Here is a 20,870-nt window from a genome sequence, read left to right on the forward strand (position 1 = left end):
CGTTACGAGGCTGTGATCAAAGCAGGAAGCCGGCAAATATTGGACTAAAAGAAGTATCTTTGACACTCGAAGACGATTTATTGATTCGATAAAAGCAATCAGATTTTGAAAACTGCTGCGAAAGAAAAAAAGGGACGACGCCCGATAGTGTTTTCGTCGGCATTGTGCGCCGGAGTGGCCGCAATGGTAACACTCAGCGGCTGCTCACGGGGATTCAAGACGGATGAAAAAACCATAATAAATGCCGGCGACGGGGAAATCATGCGCGTGCTGACCATCGGCGACCGAGCCGATTCGCTGGTACTGCGCGGCAAAGCCGTCGCGATGACGGCGAAGATGCTCCGGACGGACGACTATGCAACCCTGCGGCGCAGGATGCTCGCGACGGTACAGGACCCGCAGAATACAGGTGTGGGGATTGCCGCGCCGCAGGTGGGGATTCTCCGACGGATAATCGCCGTACAGCGGTTTGATAAGCCCGGCGAGCCGTTCGAGTTCTACATCAACCCGGAGATTGTCGAATACTCGTCCGAGACCGCCCCGGGACGGGAGGGATGCCTCTCCATTCCGGGACTGTCCGGCACAGTAATCCGGGCACGGCAGATCGGCCTGCGTTACCGCGACGAGCAGTTTGCCGAAAAGACGGAGACGATCAGCGGATTCACCGCTGTTATCTTCCAGCACGAGGCGGACCACCTGGACGGGATTCTCTACACCGACCGGACGGAAGAAGAGCCTATGCGGGACGTATAGCGCACCCGGAGTAAGCCCGGACGGCAGCCTCCCCCAGAAAAGCAAGGCCACACAGGGAAAGCGCCGAAAGCCGTTCCGCCGCCCGGTCCGGCAGTCAGACCAGTTCGCGAAGGTGCTTCAGGTTGCTTTTTGCCGTAGCAATAACCTCGTCGGTGCGGCCGGAGAGAATCAGTTTGGTCATCGCCAGCGCAAAGCCTTTCATCTGCGCAAACTCCACCTTCGGGGGCATGGCCAGCGCATTGGGATCGGTCTGGACACTTACCAGGACAGGTCCCGGCGTGTCGAAGGCCTCGGTCAGCACCTCCTCCGCACGATCGGGATCGTCGACCGTAAATCCCTTGATGCCCATCGCCCGGGCGATCATCTCGAAATCGGGATTGCACATATCGGTCTGCCAGTCGGGAAGCCCCGCAACCTCCATTTCCAGTTTCACCATACCCAGCGAACGATTGTTGAAGACGACGATCTTCACCGGGAGTTTCTGTTCGACGATCGTCGCCAGGTCGCCCAGCAGCATCGTGAATCCTCCGTCGCCGCACAACGCCACGACCTCCTGGCCGGGACGCGCGAGGGCTGCGCCGATGGCCATCGGGAGGGCGTTGGCCATCGAACCGTGGTTGAACGAACCGAGCATCCGGCGGCGGCCCGTGGCACGCAGGTAGCGCGCTCCCCAGACACAGCACATGCCGGTATCGACCGTGAAAATCGCGCTGTCGGAGGCCAGCGAGTCGATCAGCGTCGCCACGTATTCGGGGGCGATATTGCCTGCACTACCCCGCTTCGAAGCCACGACGGCCATCGTGTCGCACAATTCACGGTAGATTTTCAGTTGACGGTCGAGGAACGAACTCCCGGAACGCTCCTGCAACATGGGAATCAGGGCTTGCAGGGTATCTTTCACGTCGCCGGCCAACCCCAGCTCAACGCGGGCGCGGCGGCCGATGCGCTCGGGGCGGAGGTCCACCTGCGCGATGCGGCACTCCTGCGGCAGAAAACAGTCGTAGGGAAAATCCGTGCCCAGCAACAGCAGTAAATCCGACTCGTGCATGGCGGTATAGGCCGAAGGAAGGCCCAGCAGGCCCGTCATGCCGACTTCGTAGGGATTGTCGTACTGCACCTCCATTTTCGCCTTGAAAGTATATGCCACGGGAGCTTTGAGCAGTGCGGCGAGCCGCACGACCTCGTCGTGGGCCTCGCGGGCTCCGATGCCGCAGAAGATCGTGATGCGTTCGGCCGAGCCGATCATCGCGGCCAGTTGCCGCAATTCACCGTCCAGCGGGCGGTAGAGGCTGTGCGACGGCAGTGGTCCGGATGCCCCGGGACTTTCGGCACAAGGGCCGGCGGCCACGTCGCCCGGCAGTCCGATCACGGCCACTTCGCGTTTGTGGACGGCATGCTGCAACGCTGCGGGCAGCATCCGCGCAAACTGCGCGGAGGTGACGGCCATCTGGTTGTAGCCGCTGCAATCGTCGAAGAGGCGGATCGGATTGGTCTCCTGAAAATAGCCCGTGCCGAACTGGTCGGAGGGACAGGTCGAGGCGATGGCCAGCACGGAGCAGTTGCTCCGGTGGGCGTCGTAGAGTCCGTTGATCAGGTGGACGTGCCCCGGGCCGCTGCTGCCCGCACAGCAGGCGATTCCGTTGAGTTCGGCTTCGGCGGCGGCGGCGAAGGCTCCGCTCTCCTCGTGGCGCATATGAATCCACCGGACGGTTCCGGCACGCCGCACGGCGTCGTTGACCTCGTTCAGGCTGTCGCCCGTAACGGCATAGATATGGCGAATGCCTGCCCGGTAAATCGTTTCGACCAGTTGATCAGCTACTTTCTTTCCCATAGTGTTTGGATTTTTCGAAGGTTTGGATTTTTCGGACGGGGAGGTTCAAGATCGATGCCACACCTCCGAATAAAAAGTTCCGTCCGCAACACATTCAGGCGCTGCGGACGGAATCGGATTCGGAAGCGATGTATCGTGCTATTCGATCTCCATCAGGACAGCGTCGGTAGCGACGGTCTGTCCCGGACGAACCAGTATCTGTTTTACCGTACCGGCAAAATCGGTCGTAATGGCATTCTCCATCTTCATCGCTTCGAGGATGGCAACTTCATCGCCGGCCTTGACCGGATCGCCGACGTTCACCTTGAGCTCGATGACACGGCCCGGCAGCGGAGCCGTCACGGTATTGCCCGTAATCACGGCCTTCGCCTCTTCGACCGGCTTCTCCTCGGTTTTGACCGCGGGTTCGGCAGGTTTCGAAGCCTCGTATGCCTTCACCTTCATATCGGTGAGGAACGTTTTGGCAACCGCCGGGAAGAGTTCCAGCAGCAGCACCTCCTTTTCGTTGGCGGCAAGCTTCACGCCTCCGGCCTCGGGCAGTTCGGGATTGGGCTGCATCTGGTATTTCGAAGTGTCGTAGGGAGTCTCCTCGCGCACGCCGCAAATCTTGAAACGGAATTCGGGATCGATCTGCACCGGGGTCTTGCCGTATTCGCCCTTCACCAGGCCGACGAACTGCGACGACTTGTTGGTGTACATCGGGCGTCCGGCCTTCTCGTCGAGGGCGCAGTTGACGGCCTGGGCTCCCACGATCTGCGAGGTGGGCGTCACCAGCGGCGGCAGGCCTGCGGCCAGGCGCACCGAAGGAATCAGCTCCATGGCGCGGGGCAGGATTTCCTCGGCCTTGAGCTGCTTGAGCTGGGCGACCATGTTCGAATACATACCGCCCGGGATTTCAGCCTTCTGGACCAGTTCGTTCGGGGCCGGGAAGCCGAAGTAGGCCTCGATCCTGCGGCAGGCGTCGATCGTAGCGGCCTCGTCGTCGCGCTGTGCGGAGGCGATCGCCTTGTCGAACAAGGCGTCGATCTCGGCGGGCAGCGTATCGGTCAACGGGTTGAACGCCTTCGGTTCGGGTTTGTCGGCGCCGAAGACCGACAGGTTCAGTTCCCTGCGGATGTCGCGCAACTGGGTATTGATCTTGGCGACAGCCTCCATGTTCACGCCCGTATCGATACCCAGTTTCTTGCAGAAAACATGGATCAGCTCGATGGCTGGGGCTCCCGTGCCCTCGGCGAAGTACCAGCAGTTGGTGTCCACGATGTCGGCGCCGGCGATAATGGCCGAAAGCACCGACGCCAGTCCGTAGCCCGGGGTGCAATGGGTGTGGAAATCGACGGGAATCGAAATGTTCTTTTTCAGCAGGCGCACGAGCGTAGCCACGCGGCGCGGCGGGATGAGGCCCGACATGTCCTTGATGGTGATCATATCGGCGCCCAGTGCAGCCATCTGCTTGGCCTTGTCGAGGAAATAAGCGTCGGTGAAGACCGGCTTGGGATTCGACTTGCCCGTCAGGCGGGCCCAGAAGCCCAGTTCGGGATATTTCGGGTCCACGGTATAGCAGACCGCACAATCGGCGATGCCGCCGTACTGCTTGACGTATTTGATGGTCGACTTCACGTTGTTCACGTCGTTCAGGGCGTCGAAGATACGCATGATGCCCAGACCGCTCTGGATTGAGTTACGGCAGAAGCCGTCGATGATTTCATCCGTGTAAGGCGCATAGCCGAACAGGTTGCGGCCGCGTGAAAGGGCCGTCAGTTTCGAGACATTGCCGACTGCTTTGTAGATCGTTTCGAGGCGCGTCCACGGATTCTCGTTCAGGTAACGCATCACCGAGTCGGGCACTGCGCCGCCCCACACCTCCATCGCATAGAAATTGGCATCTTTGTAGAACGGCAGGCAGCGGTTGATCTGCTCCTGGTTCATACGCGTTGCAAAGGACGACTGCTGGCCGTCGCGCAACGTAAGGTCTCTGATTTTGAGATTTCTCGCCATTTTGTAATATCAATTTAAGGGTTCTTTGGCATGAATCTATTGTTATTCCAATAACAAAGGTAATAAACCCTCACAAATATACAACTATTTTGCAGGGAATTTTCAGGAAAAGCACCGCATCCGGTTACTTTCTGTAAAAAGAGTCGAAATATCGAACAATCAACCGCCGGATTTACGGCCGGGCACGAACAACTCCTGGTCGGGAAGCCCGTCGAGGTACTTGCGTTTAAAGACATTGACGCAGAAAACGAACATCGCCAGCATCAGCGGACCGAAGATTACACCCATGAATCCGAACAGCGAAAGGCCGATGAATACCCCGAAGATCGTGATGAGCGGATGCGTGTCGGCCATCTTCTTCTGCATGACCATGCGCACGAGGTTATCGACCTGCGTGATCACCAGCGTGCCGTACATCACCAGCCCCACGGCCTGCCCCCAGTTGCCGTCGAGGGCCATATAGGCTGCGAGCGGCAGCCACACGAGGGCTGTGCCGATGATGGGCAGGATCGTCGCGAAGCAGGTCAGCACGCCCCAAAACAACGGCGCGGGAACCCCGAAAGCCAGGTAACCGATATAGGCCACGACACCCTGCGACACGGCCAGCAGCGGAATGACGATAGCGTTCGAACGGACGATCATGTGGATTTCACGCATCACACTGCGTGCTACGCGGCGGTCGAACGGCAGGATTTCGCGGCAATAGGCCTCCATGCGCAGCCCCCCGATAAGCATGAAATAGAGCACGAACAACAGCACGACGAGGTTGACGGCGAAATCCATAATGCCGCCTACGAGCCACTGCCCGGCCTGGGGGATATAGCTCAGCAGCGCACGCTGGTTGCTCTCGGACCAGAGGTCGTAACCGATTTTATGCTGGATAAGGTCGGCAACATGCCTGACGGGCGTAAGAATCGACTGGGGCTCGAGCGCTGCGCCCTGGATTTTGTCGACGATCATCCAGGCGATCAAACTGATCGGAATGAGAAAAAAGAAAATCGCTTCGCCGAGCAGCATCGAGGCTGCAAGGCTCCGCCGCCACCGCCGCCGCTCGCACAGGAACCACATCTGGCGCCGCAGCAACACGTAGATCGTAACAGCCCCGAGCAGGCCGCCCAGGAATGGGGTCATCTCGATGAAAATCGTGACGCCCAACCCTGCAATGAGTATGAAAAGCGAATATCGCCAATATTTTTCCCGTACAGAAAGCATACCGCAGCCCCGCGCAAGGAACGTGCCGCAAGCCCCGGAACAGATTCTCCAAAATGTTGAAACATTGTCAACTAAAAAATTTCAGTGTTCTATTGCGGCGCACAAATATTTGATATATATTTGCCCCATGGAAATTATGGTCGAAATCGTTTATACGAAAACTACAAAAATGAATACCTTCCATTGGCGAAAGCCGCACATAGGGCATATATCATGAATAACGAGGGATGTTCCTGCCGAAGGAGCGTCCCTCGCGGTTTTTGACAATACGGTTAAATTCGAGGTCCGGCACTCCTAAATACAAAGATTGACAATATATTTACACCGAAAAAACTCAAAAATTTTCTTTTATTAACCAAATTCAAAGTCTATGAAGAAACTTTTCCTTCTCATGCTCACGGTCTTCGCCTTCTGCGCAGCCAACGCCCAGGTGACGACTTCGGGAATGAACGGTACGGTAACCGACCAGAACGGAGCACCGCTCGCCGGCGCCACGGTCATTGCCGTACATACCCCTTCGGGAACGCAGTACGGCGCCGTAACGAATAAAGACGGACGCTACAACCTCCAGGGTATGCGTACCGGAGGCCCGTACACCGTGACTTTTTCGTTCGTCGGCTACCAGACCGTCGAGTTTACGGGCATCAGCCTCCAGCTCGGTGAGTATCTGACGCGCGATGCCAAACTGAAGGACAGCCAGGAACTCGAAGCAGTCGTTGTAAGCGGCGTAGCCAACCAGTTCAACTCGAACAAGACGGGCGCAGCGCAGAACTTCAACAGCGCCGTGATCGCTACCGTGCCGACCATCAGCCGCAGCATTTACGACGTAGCCAAACTCACCCCGCAGGCTTCGTCGCCCAAAGGCGGCGGCGTTTCGCTCGGAGGAGGCAGCAACCGTTACAACTCGTTCCAGATCGACGGTATCGTCAGCAACGACGTATTCGGCCTGACCTCGACGGGAACCAACGGCGGACAGACCGGCGCAAACCCCATTTCGCTCGACGCCATCGAGGAGATTCAGGTCGTAGTGGCTCCGTTCGACGTACGCCAGAGCGGTTTCACGGGCGGCGGTATCAACGCCGTGACCAAGTCGGGAACCAACCAGTTCAAAGGATCGGCCTACACCTATTATAACAACGAAGGGTTCTACGGCACGACCCCGGGCAAGGACGTTAAGAAACGCGAGAGCCTCTCGGAGCAGTCGACCCAGATTTACGGCGCCACGATCGGCGGTCCGATCATCAAGGACAAGCTCTTCTTCTTCGTCAGCGGCGAATACTCGAAAGAGACCTACCCTTCGTCCTATTACGTCGGTTATTCGGGCGCCCACGTCAGCAAAGACCTCGCCGAACAACTGGCAAACAAGTACAAGGAGTACACCGGCATGGACGCCGGAGGTTACGGACAGCGCGACATCGACACCAAGTCGGGTTCGGTGCTGGCCCGCGTGGACTGGAACATCAACGCCAACAACAACCTCTCGGTGCGTTACAACTTCCTCGACGCCAGCAAGGACAAGTTCGCCAACTACTCGAACACCTTCAACTTCGGAAGCGCAGGTTACAAGCAGGTCAACCGCACCCACTCGCTGGTCGCCGAGTTGAACTCGCGCCTGTCGGAGAACATCTCCAACGAGCTGCGTTTCGGCTGGACGATGGTTCGCGACTACCGTGACCCGTCGGCCGTCGGCGCTCCGCTGGCCATCATCAAGAACGCCGGCGACGACAACAACACGACGATCAACATCGGAACCGAGGCGTTCTCGGGCGCCAACCGCCTGAACCAGGATATCTACACCTTCACCGACAACCTGACCTTCTACAGCGGCAAGCACGCCATCACGGTAGGTACGCACAACGAGATTTACAACATGTATAATCTCTTCATGCGTAACTCGACGGGTACGTGGACCTTCAACTCGGTGGACGATTTCATGAACGACAAGGCTTCGCAGTACACCTATAACTACTCCGACGAGAAGCTGACCGGAACCCCGGTATGGGGCCCGAGCTTCAAGGCCGGACAGTTCGGCCTCTACGCCCAGGACGAGTGGCGCGCATCGAAGAACTTCACGCTGACCTACGGCCTGCGTATCGACCTGCCGGTGTTCTTCACCCAGCCCACTACCAACGTGGAATTCAACCGCAGCGAGTTCGCGCAGAAGAACGACGTACGCACGGGCGAAACCCCGAACACCAAGGTGCTCTGGTCGCCCCGTCTGGGCTTCCGCTGGTATCTCGACGAGAGCCACAACACGCTTCTGCGCGGTGGCGTCGGCATCTTCACGGGCCGCGTGCCGTTCGTCTGGATTTCGAACAGCTTCACCAACACGGGTGTCGAGATGCTTAGTTCGACCATCTACGGCTCGTCCACCGCAACGGCATACGGATTCGGCAAGGCTCCCAATATCGAGGGTAAAAAATCGAACCCCGAGGTGAACGTGACCTCGAAGGATTTCAAATACCCGCAGGTATTCCGCGCCAACCTCGCCCTGGAGCACAACTTCGGCGCTGGCTGGAGGGGAAGTTTCGAGGCCCTCATCTCCAAAACGTTCAACAACATCTACTACCAGAACCTCGTAGCCGAGGACAACGGCAAGAAGGTTTACGCGGTCAACGAGGCCAATTCCAACGCAGCCAACACGACGACCTACTACGACTCGCCGGGATACACGGACTACTACGGCATCTATTCGCTGACCAACAGCAACAAGGGCTACTCCTACTCGCTGAGCGTAAGCATGCAGAAGCATTTCGACTTCGGTTTGGACCTGATGGCGTTTTACACCTACGGCCGCACGAAGGCTATCAACGACGGTATGTCGTCGCAGGCCGCCAGCAACTGGGGCAAGAACTTCGCACTGCGCACCAACTCGCCCGAACTGGCCTGGTCGTTCTTCGACATTCCCCACCGCGTGACGGCACAGGTAAGCTACACGAAGCGTTACGCACGGTTCTTCGGCTCGACGATCTCGCTGATCTACCAGGGCTACTCGGGACAGCGTTACTCGCTCGCCTACAACGACAATACGGACTTCAACGGCGACACCTACCGCGGCAACTCGCTGATGTATATCCCGACAACGGCCGAACTGGAGGCCATGAAGTTCACGGACATCATGGACGAAAAGGACAAAACGAAGGTCAAAGTCGACGTAGCTACCCAGAAGAAGAATATGGAAGCATGGATCGAGGGCGACAAGGACCTGCGCGACACCCGCGGCAAGTTCACCAAGCGCAACCAGTTCCAGTCGCCGTTCGAGCACCACCTCGACCTGCACTTCGCTCAGGACTTCTACTTCGGAGCCATGAGCGGCCGCAAACTCCAGGTTACGCTCGACATCATCAACTTCGGCAACATGCTCTGCCGCTCGTGGGGTGCTTCCTACACCGACGCGTGGAACCTCTCCCCGGTTACCGTCGCCAAGATCGACAAGGACGCCAACGGCAACGCTACCCCGACCTATCAGTACAAGGGTCAGGAGAACATTCCGAGCGACATCTTCTCGCGCTGGCACATGCAGCTGGGCGTACGCGTGGTGTTCTAACCGGCAACACGCAGACCAAATAAAAAAGAGACCGATTTACATCGGTCTCTTTTTTATTTACAGAGTCGTCGCAGTTAGAGCAGGCGGCGGCGAAGTTCGTCGCACGCTGCGGCAGGATCGTGGTGGTCGAAGACGAAACCGCGGATGCCCTGGGCGGCGGCGGCTTCGATGTTCATCTCCCGGTCGTCGATGAAAAGCGTCTCGGAAGGCGTGAGGCCGTAACGTTCGAGCAGAATCTCGTAAATGCGCGGCTCGGGTTTTACGGTGTGCTCCTCGCAGGAGACCACTTCGCCATCGAAAAGTCCGTAGACCGGAAAGCGGCGCAGGAAATCAATAAATTCGCGCGACATGTTCGAAAGCACATAGAGCTTATACCCCGCTGCTTTCAGGTCACGAACCAGGCTCTCGGTCGGCTTCACGGGTTCCTGCAGGTCGACGGCCAGTTGCAGGACGGCGGCGCAGGATTCATAGGACCGGCCGGTCATCCCGCTGATGGCCCGGGTCACCTCGCTGAGCGTCGACGTGCCGCGGTCGTATTCCTCCCAGAAAAGAGGCATGCGCGGAGCGCGGAGGAAGCTAAAAAATTCGAGCAGTTCAGGGGTGCATTTGCTTTTATCGCGGGCAAAAAGAACCCCGCCGAGGTCAAAAACGATATTTTTCATAGCTGCAAAGATAGTGTAAGACGAGAGGAATGCCAAATTTATTTGAGCCTTCCCGAACCACAGCCGGTCCGGGGCAATGCCGCAGACAGCACACGACGAGGATAATACCGGCTGCCGGGAAGCTCCGCCCGAACCGGAATTTCGGGTTGGTGCGGGATTTGCAGGAGTCAGGATAAACATAAACCTATGAATCACGGAATAAGTATCCTCTTCCGCGCCATTCCCCTCGCAATGGCCGCTTTCTGCTTCGCTTACGGAGCCTATATTTTCTCCGCCGGGACCGATGCGGCACGCCTGACGGCAGGTCCCGTGGTCTTCTACCTCGGTTCGATCTGCATCGCGCTCTACTGCACCGCCGCAACGATCATCCGCCAGATCATCGGCACGTATTCGGCGGCGGCGAAGTATCTCTTTCCGGCGATCGGTTACACCTTCGCCGTACTGACGCTCGTCAGCGGGGCATTTATCATCTCCTCGCAGTGGTCCGGAGCGCTGGTCACCGGGCACGTCGTCTGCGGACTGGGACTGATCACGGCCTGCGTGGCTACGGCGGCAACCTCGTCGACGCGTTTCAGCCTGATTCCGAAAAACTCCGCCGACAATACCTTCTCGGTCAACCCGGCAGGATTCACGCGGGCGCAATCGTCGCTGCTGATTTTCATTGTTTCGGCGGTAGCCGCCATAGCCTGGATCTGGTGTATCCTGCTCTACGTGCGGGGAACGCTGCCGGCCCATATCGTTGCGGGCAGCGTGATGTTCGGCATCGCCTGCGTCTGCACATCGCTCATAGCACTCGTCGCCAGCATTGCCCGGCAGGCCCGCGGGAGTTACTCGATGGAAGAGAAACGCAAGTGGATGGGTCTCGTGCTGACGATGGGTAGCCTGGCGTTCGTACTCGGACTGCTGCTGATCTTCCTGTACTGGGGCGAAACGATCAACTTCGTGGGGTTCGTGCTGATCGGGCTGGCGCTGATCTGCTGGAGTATTTCGAGCAAGGTGATCCTGCTGGCGAAGATCTGGCACGCCGATTTCCCGCTGGCCAACCGCATTCCGATCATCCCCGTGCTGACGGCGCTCACCTGCCTGTTCCTCGCCGCATTCCTTTACGAAGGGGCGCTGTTCGAAGCCAAGTATTTCGTTCCGGCGCGCGTATTGTCGGGATTCGGAGCCATCTGTTTCACGCTCTACTCCATCGTCTCGATCCTCGAAAGCGGAGCCAGCAAGAAATAATTACAGGCTTTAATTATCACAGGGCCAATCTGTTTTTGATTTTAAGCGAGCAAGTTTCGTGCATCCCTCGAACGGGGCGGATGGATAGTACATGAGGTACATTCCATTCGCCCCGTTCGAGGGATGTGCGGAAATAGCCGTTTAAAATCGGAAACGTCAGAATAAATGGAAGGCGACGGTCAGGCCCGCCATCACGATCGCAACCATCGACATCAGCTTGATGAGGATGTTGAGCGACGGACCCGAAGTGTCCTTGAAGGGATCGCCGACGGTGTCGCCGACGACCGTAGCCCGATGACAATCGGAACCCTTGCCGCCGAAATGGCCCTCTTCGACCATCTTTTTGGCATTGTCCCAGGCGCCTCCGGCATTGGCCATGAAGACCGCCAGCACGAAGCCCGAACTGAGGCCGCCGACCAGAAGACCCATTACGCCCGCCACGCCGAAAACCAGTCCGACGACAATCGGGGCGGCAATGGCCAGCAGACTCGGGAACAGCATTTCACGCTGTGCGCCGCGGGTCGAAATCTCGACGCAGCGGGCATAGTCGGGCGTACCTTCGCCCGTGAGGATGCCTTTGATCTCGCGGAACTGGCGGCGTACCTCCTCGACCATACTCTGGGCGGCGCGGCCTACGGCGTTCATCGTGAGGCCGCAGAAGAGGAACGACATCATCGCGCCGATAAAAACACCGATCAGGACCGTGGGATTCATCAGCGACACCCGGTAATACTCCATGAAATCGAGGATCGAAGCATCCTGAACGAAACGCATGGACCCGTCGGACATTTCGAGCATCGTCGTACCGTTGTGGATCAGCCCGATGCGGATTTCTTCGATATAGGAAGCCAGCAGTGCAAGGGCTGTCAGCGCCGCGGAACCGATGGCGAAGCCCTTGCCCGTGGCGGCCGTGGTATTGCCCAGCGCGTCGAGCGCGTCGGTGCGCTGGCGTACTTCCTTGCCCAGGCCGCTCATCTCGGCATTACCGCCCGCATTGTCGGCGATCGGTCCGTAGGCGTCGGTAGCGAGGGTGATGCCCAGCGTCGAGAGCATGCCGACAGCGGCGATACCGATGCCATAAAGACCCATCGACATATTTTGCGGAGCCATCATGTTCTGCACATCGAAACCAATGGCGCAGAGGTAGGCAAGGATGATCGCCACGCCGATCGTCAAGACGGGAATGGCCGTGGAGATCATACCCGAACCGATACCCGCGATGATAACCGTAGCGGGGCCCGTCTGGGCGCTTCCGGCGATCTTCTGCGTCGGTTTGTAGGAGTGCGACGTAAAGTATTCCGTGGCCTGGCCGATAACGATACCCGCCACAAGGCCCGTGATGACCGAGCACGACAGCCCGACCCAGTTTTCGACGCCCAGCAGGTAGAGGATGCCGAAGGTGGCGGCGGCAATCAGCAGCGAGCTGAAATTGACGCCCACACCCAGCGAGCGAAGCAGTTCGCGCATCGTGGCTCCCTCCTTGGCGCGCACGAGGAAAATGCCGATGATCGAGAGCAGGATGCCCACGGCGGCGATCAGCATCGGGGCCAGCACGGCCTTGATCTGCAAAGCCTCGGAACCGGTCGATGAAAAGGCCGCAGCGCCCAGCGCCGCAGTAGCGAGAATCGAGCCGCAATAGCTCTCGTAGAGGTCGGCGCCCATGCCGGCCACGTCGCCCACGTTGTCGCCCACGTTGTCGGCGATGGTCGCCGGGTTGCGCGGGTCGTCCTCGGGAATACCGGCCTCGACCTTACCGACGAGGTCCGCACCGACATCGGCGGCTTTGGTGTAGATGCCGCCGCCGACACGCGCGAAGAGCGCCTGCGTCGAAGCTCCCATACCGAAGGTGAGCATCGTCGTCGTGATGACCACGAGTTTCTGCGGCCCGGCGACTTCGACGAAATGGTTCAGGATAAGATACCAGAACGAAATGTCGAGCAGGCCGAGGCCCACGACCACCAGTCCCATCACCGCGCCGCTGCGAAAAGCGACCTTCAGGCCGCGGTCGAGCGACTGCCGTGCGGCGTTGGCCGTACGGGCCGAAGCGTAAGTAGCGGTCTTCATGCCGAAGTAGCCCGCCAGACCCGAAAAGAAACCGCCCGTGATGAAAGCGAAGGGAACCCAGCCGTTCTGCACACCGGCGCCATAGGCCAGGTAGGCAAAAAACAACGCCAGCACCACGAAGACGATACCGACGACTTTGTACTGCTGCCGCAGGTAGGCCATAGCGCCCTTACGGACGTGCGCAGCAATTTCGCGCATGCGCTCCGTACCCTCGTCCTCGCGCTTCATCAGGCGGTAAAACGCCCAGGCGAAAGCCAGGGCGACGATGGACGCGGCAGGTACGATCCAAAAAATCGAAGGAATGTTCATATCATGAATAAAGTTAGTTGGTTGGTCTTTTTTTGCCAGCGACGGCTTCCCGGCCGGCCTTAGCGCCCGGGCTAAGAACAAATATACAAAAATATCCCGGTCGTTGTTACGGCCGGGATGCTAAAATTGTCGGGATCAACGCTATTTTGCGCTTTTCGGTACACGAAACTCCACGACGACCGGGCGGTGGTCCGAAGCCTTGTCGGTGAAGGGATCGCAGACCGTCACGACATGTTTCACGCCCTCCCAGATTTCATCCGTACAATAGATAAAGTCGATGCGCGCTTTGCCGCCCGTGGTCGAAGGCACGAATTCGCCGGAGAACCAGTCGCCCACGACATCGTGGGGATAGGCAAGGCGCACGAGGTTATGTACGTCGTAGTTGCGCACTCCGTGAAAGGGTTTGTCGAGGGGCGAATGGGAATTGAAATCGCCCATCATCATCCAGTGTTTCTCACCGGCAAATTCGGGATTGAGGATCGTGGCTTCGAGAATCCGCCGCATCTCCCCGACGCGGAACGCTTCACCCCCGTTGTCCTTGCGGGTTTTGTCGCCCATCGAGTAGCGCTGGGGCCAGAGATGCAGCACCACATAGTTGATACCGTTGATCTTCACATGCAGCGCGCCGTGGGAAAGCCCTTCGCCGATGCGCTGCACCACTTCGATCGGATATTTCGAGGTGAAGGCCACCGGATAATTGTCCTGGTAAGGACCGATTGCAGTATAGGGATGTCCCCAGCGCTGCGCCAGCAGGTGCAGGCTGTCGGGCAGGTAACGCGGCATCTGCTCCTTGCTGACGGTCTTCTTCTGCTCGTTCCAGTGGGTAGCCCCCTCGCAGATGGCGAAAACGTCGGGGTCCTGCGTCCGGACCCATTTGGCAAAGCGGTCGTAGTTGTTATACTGGTCGTACCACATGCCGTCGGCAATGTTGTAATCCATCAGGCGCACCGTCTGCGCCTTTTTCTTTGCAGGCCGTTTGGCCTCAGCCGCAGGAGCCGCGGCAAAAACGCCGGCCAGCAACAGCAGCGCGGCGATTTTCAGTTTGGGATTGATCATATCGTAAGGTTTTGAGTCGTATTGTCCGTCGTTCCGTTCAGGCCGATCAGTTGCACGCGCTGCTCGAAATCGCCGATGCCGGGACGCGCATGGCGCTGGGTGACCGAGCGGTAGTTGTAGACGGTGCGGATCGAACAGTGCAGCAATGCGGCGATAGTGGCCGTGTCGGTGATACCCAGCCGGATCAGCGCATAGATGCGCAGCACAGTGGTGAGTTCGCCATCGTGGCGCCCTTCGGTGCGGGCCTCTTCGGTCAGCAGGCCGTTCATCTCGTCGATAAACGAAGGAAAAAGCCCCAGGAAGGTTTCGTCGAAAAGCGTATAAAACTCCTTCAGTTCGTCGTTGCGGACGTTGCTGCGGGCATATTCGCGGCGGAGTTCCGCGATCCGGTCGTCGCGCAGCATCTTGTTGACATACTGATAGGTGGCCGACAGTTTATTGATATACTCCGAGATGGTTTGCAGGAAGCCCCCGATATAAACCTCCTTGATTCGGTTGGCATCGGCGATACGGATGTTCTGGCTGCTCAGGCGGCCGTTCGTCTCGCGCAGGCTCCGGGCCAGCTCGTTCAGTTTGTCGTTCGACATGCGGAGGGTCTGCTGCACGGCATAAAGCCGCCGGTTCTGCGACAACACGTAAAACACCGCGGCGGCCGCGGAAATAAAGAAAAGCAGCACGACGACAATCAGCACGATGTACATCGTGTGCAGCCGGGCGTTGCGCTCGCTGTAAGCCGCTTCGATCTGCGGCAGGATGGCCATATCGCGCCACGAACGGCTCGGGGAGTTGAAAAAACGGGTATCGCTGATCGCCACGCGGATATAGTTCATCGCCCGGTCGACATCGCCGCGGTTGAAAAGTTCCTCGGAGACGGCGCACAGCGACCCGTGGTCACGCACGGCAGACTGGATGTCGGCCAGCGCCGAACGCACGAACCAGGCGAGTTCCCGGTCGGCGTGCCCCGCCTTTCCTTCGAGCAGGGCCTTGTGGTTGGCGGCTTTGGCGTAGGCGTGGGAATCGGAAGGGACGGAGGCCAGCAGGCTGTCGCAGAGGATCGAGGCTTCGGTCCAGTCCTCGCGGAGGATCGCATCCATATACCCATAATAAAGGCCCGTATAGACATCGTCGCTGACTTTTGCCGCATTCACCGCATAGTAATGCTCGCGCCGGCGGAAAACGTCGCGGCGGTCACCCGGTTCGGTCAGGTAGCAGAGTTCGCGGTTCTTGCGGTGCTGGGCGACGTAGTAAGCCAGCAACGTCCGGCGGCTGACGTGCACCGTATCGCGGATACCGCCCAGTATCTCCTCGGCCTCGTAAAAACGGCCGCTGAGGCTGTAACACAGCGCAATCGCGGAGCGGGTCCGCATGATCAGGTCGTTGTCGCCGATCTGCTCGGCCAGCGCGAGGCTCCGCCGCAGGTAGAGCAGCGCGAAATCGCTCTGGTAAGAACCGTAATTTTCGGCGAGCTGCTCGGTCAGGTCGAAGCGCGTGCGCAGCGAAAGCCCGTCACGGGCCAGTGCGCGCTTGAGCGAGTCGATGCGCGCTTCGCGCCGCGCCGTGAACTCGCCGCTGCGGGCGATCACATGGTCGAGCTGACGGAACAGGGCTTGCAATTCGGCCTTTTCATTGCCCGAAACCGGGACCGTCCACAAGGCGGAAAACAAGACGATGAAGGTTGGAAGGATTTTCATTTCAGGTTTCGGTTTAATGCAAACATAGCACTTTAATAGCGCAAAAACAAATTATCGGAAACCGCCTGCACATTACAAATGTATTAAAAAGCAAAATTCGAATACATCGGCATTTACATAACGCATAGGGGTAAAAAAATACAAAAGACTGATAATAAAGCAACTAAGATTTACAAGTATTTACATTTTCATACAACGTCCTTTTTCGAAATTTATTAAGGACTATCTTTGTAATGAAAATATTTTCAATATCCGTCCGAAATTTAACAAAAATTCTTCAAATCTTTTCAGACCAATTAACCTAAATGCTATGAGAACAACTCTATCTCAGAAAATCCCGAAAAGGAGCCTCGCCTCGCTGATCGCGGTACTGCTGCTGGCAGGCACGGTATCGCTGGGCACAGCCTGTGACGACGACAAGGACTTCTCCCGCAGGGAACACATCGAATGGTCGACCACGCCGGACTTCGACTTGCCGGCCGGGACGCTCCATGTGCCCGTCCGAGCGTCCGAGACGGACCCGACGGCGGGATATGTGACACAGATTTACATCAAGGCCAACGTGGAATACGAAGCGATTTTCGAGACCGACGAGGAAGAGACCGAACCCGACTGGATCCGCATCGCCGGAATCAACCGCAATGTCCGCCCGGGAATCGACGAACTGAAACTCGAAATCAAAGCCCACCCGGGAGCGTACGAAGAGCGCAAAGGCTGCATTTCGCTGATCACCGGAGCCGAATACCTGAACGACTTCATCTCGATCGTGCAGGGATTTCCGGCCCGCGTCGAAGGGGATTTCGACTGGCTGAAATACGGTTCAACCAGCCCGCTGGAGACCAAGGGAGAGGCGCTGATCAGCAACTGGACCGCAGAACAAAAGGACAAAGGCTGGGAATCGAATCCCGCCGAAGAGGAGGGCACGGCCTACTGCTACGGCAAAAACGGATACGTCAAACTCGGTGACGGCGACGGACACGGCGCCAGCCTGATGACGCCCTACAAGCCGGACATCCGCGTGGACACGGCGGTCCTGGTACGCTTCAACGCCGTAGCCTACGCCGCGGCCGACGGCACGAAGGACAACAACAAACTGACGGTCAAAGTCGTCGGAGGCGGTGAATTTTTCGACGGTACAACCTCGAAAGACATTACGCTGAACTACATCGACCCCGCGGCCGAAGAGCTTGAAACGGCCATGTGGGAGAACTCCCAGCAGGAGTTCATCCTCGTCTCGCACCCCAAAAACAAGTTTTCGAGCGAAACGCGCGTGGAGGTCATGGCGGGCGACTACGTCATGGAATCGGGCAACACACGCATATTCATCGACAATTTTTACATTTTCCGGCTCCGGTGGTACGACTACCAGTACTTTTTCGATGCTTTTCCCTGGGCGGAAAGATAAAGTGACCCATTAAATCCTAACTGCAATACATACAATGAAAAACTTCGGTACAAAGCGCTTCAGTCTGATCTGCGCCTTCGCCGCCTCGGCCTTACTGCTCGGGGGGGGGTGCAGCGACGATGATACTGAGCCGGTTATAGGTTCAAAGGGCGTCAGCAGTGCGGTCTACGTCGCCAGCGACGCAGGTTCCCGCACCATCAAAGTAGAGGCCAACGGCCCGTGGCAGGTACGGCTCACCCCCGACACCAAACTCTGGGCCTCGGTCGACGGCGCGGACAGCGGCGAAACGGGCGGATCGTTCACCGTCAATTACAGAACCAACAACACGCTTCCCCGCAAGGGAACCATCCTCGTCTCCTCGGGACGCCAGCAGGTCATCGACACGGTTTACCTGATGCAATACGGCACAACGCCGCTCCTGGAGTTCAAGTACATCGGAAAACAATATTCATCCGTAGAAACAATCGACTCTGTCGCAATAGACACCAATATCCCGCTATCCAAGAAAATCTACTGGTCGGTTGCTTACAGCGAAAATTCCGCCGCCGAGCCGTGGGCCGACAGCGTCAGCTACGCACAGGATTTCAAATATTTCCGGTTCCGGATCGCCGACAACAAGAACTTCGAGCCACGCGCGGTACGGTTTCGTCTGCGGTTCCGGGATGACTGGGGCGAAGATCACACAACCGATTTCACAGCCTACCAGGGTATCCCGGGCGGTACGGCGGAAACCCGCGAGGTGACCTTCGAGGAACTGCGCGGGCTGATCGCCGATGCGGAAGGCGAGATCGAGATCGGGCAGGACATCGCCGTAAGCGGCGTGGTCGTCAGCGACCGGAACTCGCCCAACATGGCCGGCAGTCCCATGCTCAAGGCCGCGACGCGGCCCGACCTGGGCATCAACGACCGTACGGCCTACATGCAGAATGCCGACGGTTCGCTGGGGCTCGCACTCCTAACCACCGACGCGCAGCAGAACAACCTGCAACGTTACGACAAACTCAAACTCTGGTGCAAGGGACTCACGCTGACCAAGCAGAGCAACCCCGAGCGCTACACGCTCAGCGGCGTGACACAGGACCACATCGTCACCAAAGAGGCCGGCACGGCCGAAGAACTGCCCGCCAAGCGCCGCTTCATCGACCAACTGACCGACGCAGACCTCTACACCCAGGTGACGCTCAAACGCTGCCAGATGGCCGTACGCACCGGACGTTTCATTCCCGTGCATATCAACTACACCAACAGCTTCAACAACTACTACCCTGCGGCCGTACTCGACCGCCACGGCGACATGATCTACCTGATGACCAACCACGGCTGCGACTGGCGGTTCAAGGAGATGCCCGACGGCGAAGGCACGATCACGGGCGTCATCGTACACGAACCCTACACCTTCTTCGACCGGGGCGGCGACATCGGCCGTTACCAGATCCGCAACGTAACGCGCGAGGACATCGCACTCGACGAATCGGCCGACAACGTCTTCTCGGCCGTGGCCGTAGAGTGGAGCCCCGACGGCAGCAAGGACCCCCGCGCCTATGCGTTCCCGCAGTACCCGCATCCGGGCGTATCGTCGGGACAAGCCCACTGCGTGGCCGCAACGACGGGTTCGGGTCTCTCGTTCATGAGCACCTACGCCTGGCTGGCCGTCGGCAGCGCCTACCGCGCCAAGGAGGACGGACTGACCATCAACAACGCCTCGTGGGGCCACAAACAGTTGTGGGATACGGCCAACAATACGGGACACTCCCTGCTATTCGAATTCTCGACGCAGGGCGTCAGCTCCACGCAGTGCTCCTTCGTCTTCACCTGCCGCTACCACTCGGCACAGGGCGGACTGCGCTACTGGACGGCGGAATATTCGCTCGACGGCGACAACTGGAAGAAACTCACGGATTTCACGGTTCCCGATGCAGGCAACTGGAACAACATGCAGCCCGAACAGCTTTCGGGCGACAAAAGCGTCTGGATGCAGGTTCCTACGGAGATCCTGGGACAGAGCGTGGCCTGGATCCGCCTGCGCCCCGTGAGCAACAAGATCGGCACGGCAACGACCTACGACACGGCGACGATCGCGGCCAACGGACAGGTCGCCAACGCGTTCACCGTCTCCTACGCAGCACTGCGTTACAACAAATAAACCAGCTAACGACATGAAAACATACGATATGATACAGATTCTGCGCCGGCTGGCCTTCGGAGCGACGCTGCTGGCCGCAGCAGCCCTGCTGCCCGCCTGCGACGACGACCCCGCCGCACCGGACGAGGAGCTCAAGACCGACCCCGGGACGAGCGTCCAGCCCGAAACCCTGCGTTTCATCAACTACAACATCCTGGAGGGCATGAAGCTCGACAAAGCCCAGAACTTCGACAATTTCGTGGCCTGGGTCAAGGAGAAGGACCCCGATTTCATGGCGCTCTGCGAGTGCAACAAATTCACCGAAGAGTCGCTCACGGCCCTCGCCAACCGCTACGGACACCCTTACGCCATCCTGTGCAAAGAGACCGGCTACCCGGTGGGGCTGACATCGAAGTACCCCATCGAACTGCGTAACCGTCTGCTCGAAGACGTGCCCCTCTGGCACGGGGCGCTTCACCTGCGTATCAAGGATATCAACGTCGTGGTGCTGCACCTCTACCCGTTCGGGACCTACCCCAACGGTCAGGGCGCGGCAGGCACGGGCGACGCCTACCGCGATACGGAGATCAACTGCATCCTCGACAGCACCATCCGCCGCTACCCGGTGGAACCGCTGTGGCTGATGTCGGGCGACTTCAACTCCTACTCACCCAAGGATGCCGACGTGATGCCCGCGAACACCTACTACCAGACCCACACGACAGTGCTCCGAAGCGGTTATTCCGACGCGCTGCGCGACCGCCACAGCCAATTCTTCCACACCGTTCCGACGGCGTACAGCAGCGGGGACGGCAGTGCGCTGCGGCGCATCGACTACATCTACGCTTCGCAGGCCGTGATGCGCGAAATAACCTATTCGGGCGTCATCTACGACGAATTCACCGCCACGCATTCGGACCACTACCCGGTCATGATCGAATTCCGCCACTACCCTTCGGGGAAATAAGCACAGGAAGTCGCACCTAAAAAATT

13 protein-coding genes are annotated in these 20,870 nt (G+C 58.5%); 6 read left to right on the forward strand and 7 right to left on the reverse strand.

Features of this window, described 5'->3' with window-relative positions:
• Positions 1-183: 183 nt before the first annotated feature.
• The gene (gene def, locus I2E69_RS08200; protein ID WP_195460651.1) at positions 184-753 is read left to right on the forward strand and encodes a peptide deformylase; all 570 of its coding nucleotides are present in this window, start codon (positions 184-186) and stop codon (positions 751-753) included.
• A 94-nt stretch (positions 754-847) separates the two neighbouring features.
• Here def and I2E69_RS08205 read toward each other — a convergent pair whose 3' ends face one another.
• From I2E69_RS08205 to I2E69_RS08215, 3 genes are all read right to left on the reverse strand, one after another.
• Positions 848-2,584 carry a thiamine pyrophosphate-dependent enzyme gene (locus tag I2E69_RS08205; RefSeq protein ID WP_195460653.1) on the reverse strand — a complete coding sequence of 579 codons (1,737 nt, stop codon included), beginning with the start codon at positions 2,582-2,584 and terminating at the stop codon, positions 848-850.
• Between the two features lie 138 nt (positions 2,585-2,722).
• Positions 2,723-4,579 (reverse strand): biotin/lipoyl-containing protein, encoded by a 1,857-nt coding sequence (locus I2E69_RS08210; RefSeq protein ID WP_195460654.1) that lies wholly within the window; start codon positions 4,577-4,579, stop codon positions 2,723-2,725.
• A gap of 159 nt (positions 4,580-4,738) precedes the next feature.
• Positions 4,739-5,791 carry an AI-2E family transporter gene (locus I2E69_RS08215; RefSeq protein WP_195460656.1) on the reverse strand — a complete coding sequence of 351 codons (1,053 nt, stop codon included), beginning with the start codon at positions 5,789-5,791 and terminating at the stop codon, positions 4,739-4,741.
• Between the two features lie 370 nt (positions 5,792-6,161).
• On the opposite strand from I2E69_RS08215, the gene I2E69_RS08220 reads away from it, so the two are divergent.
• The gene (locus tag I2E69_RS08220; RefSeq protein ID WP_195460658.1) at positions 6,162-9,338 is read left to right on the forward strand and encodes a TonB-dependent receptor domain-containing protein; all 3,177 of its coding nucleotides are present in this window, start codon (positions 6,162-6,164) and stop codon (positions 9,336-9,338) included.
• A gap of 74 nt (positions 9,339-9,412) precedes the next feature.
• Here I2E69_RS08220 and I2E69_RS08225 read toward each other — a convergent pair whose 3' ends face one another.
• Complete coding sequence (locus I2E69_RS08225; RefSeq protein ID WP_195460660.1) at positions 9,413-10,000, reverse strand: HAD family hydrolase; 588 nt, start codon at positions 9,998-10,000, stop codon at positions 9,413-9,415.
• A gap of 186 nt (positions 10,001-10,186) precedes the next feature.
• Here I2E69_RS08225 and I2E69_RS08230 point away from each other — a divergent pair, with 186 nt between their 5' ends.
• Entirely contained in the window at positions 10,187-11,230 is a 1,044-nt protein-coding gene (locus tag I2E69_RS08230; protein WP_195460662.1) for a DUF2776 family protein, read from the forward strand.
• 156 nt (positions 11,231-11,386) lie between these two features.
• On the opposite strand, the gene I2E69_RS08235 is transcribed toward I2E69_RS08230, so the two are convergent.
• From I2E69_RS08235 to I2E69_RS08245, 3 genes are all read right to left on the reverse strand, one after another.
• Complete coding sequence (locus I2E69_RS08235; protein WP_195460663.1) at positions 11,387-13,603, reverse strand: sodium-translocating pyrophosphatase; 2,217 nt, start codon at positions 13,601-13,603, stop codon at positions 11,387-11,389.
• A gap of 141 nt (positions 13,604-13,744) precedes the next feature.
• The gene (locus I2E69_RS08240; protein ID WP_195460665.1) at positions 13,745-14,659 is read right to left on the reverse strand and encodes an endonuclease/exonuclease/phosphatase family protein; all 915 of its coding nucleotides are present in this window, start codon (positions 14,657-14,659) and stop codon (positions 13,745-13,747) included.
• On the reverse strand, positions 14,656-16,350 hold the full coding sequence (locus tag I2E69_RS08245) for a DUF6377 domain-containing protein (RefSeq protein ID WP_195460667.1): 1,695 nt from the start codon (positions 16,348-16,350) through the stop codon (positions 14,656-14,658). Before I2E69_RS08245 ends, I2E69_RS08240 begins: the two co-directional genes overlap by 4 nt.
• Positions 16,351-16,660: 310 nt before the next feature.
• Here I2E69_RS08245 and I2E69_RS08250 point away from each other — a divergent pair, with 310 nt between their 5' ends.
• From I2E69_RS08250 to I2E69_RS08260, 3 genes are read left to right on the forward strand one after another with little or no spacing between them, the layout of a single operon-like run.
• Complete coding sequence (locus I2E69_RS08250; RefSeq protein WP_195460669.1) at positions 16,661-17,755, forward strand: hypothetical protein; 1,095 nt, start codon at positions 16,661-16,663, stop codon at positions 17,753-17,755.
• A gap of 34 nt (positions 17,756-17,789) precedes the next feature.
• Complete coding sequence (locus tag I2E69_RS08255) at positions 17,790-19,898, forward strand: DUF5689 domain-containing protein (protein ID WP_195460671.1); 2,109 nt, start codon at positions 17,790-17,792, stop codon at positions 19,896-19,898.
• A gap of 28 nt (positions 19,899-19,926) precedes the next feature.
• Positions 19,927-20,844 (forward strand): endonuclease/exonuclease/phosphatase family protein, encoded by a 918-nt coding sequence (locus I2E69_RS08260; protein ID WP_229095427.1) that lies wholly within the window; start codon positions 19,927-19,929, stop codon positions 20,842-20,844.
• Positions 20,845-20,870: the final 26 nt, after the last annotated feature.

The organism is Alistipes sp. D31t1_170403_E11, assembly GCF_015553985.1.
Taxonomy (GTDB): domain Bacteria; phylum Bacteroidota; class Bacteroidia; order Bacteroidales; family Rikenellaceae; genus Alistipes; species Alistipes montrealensis.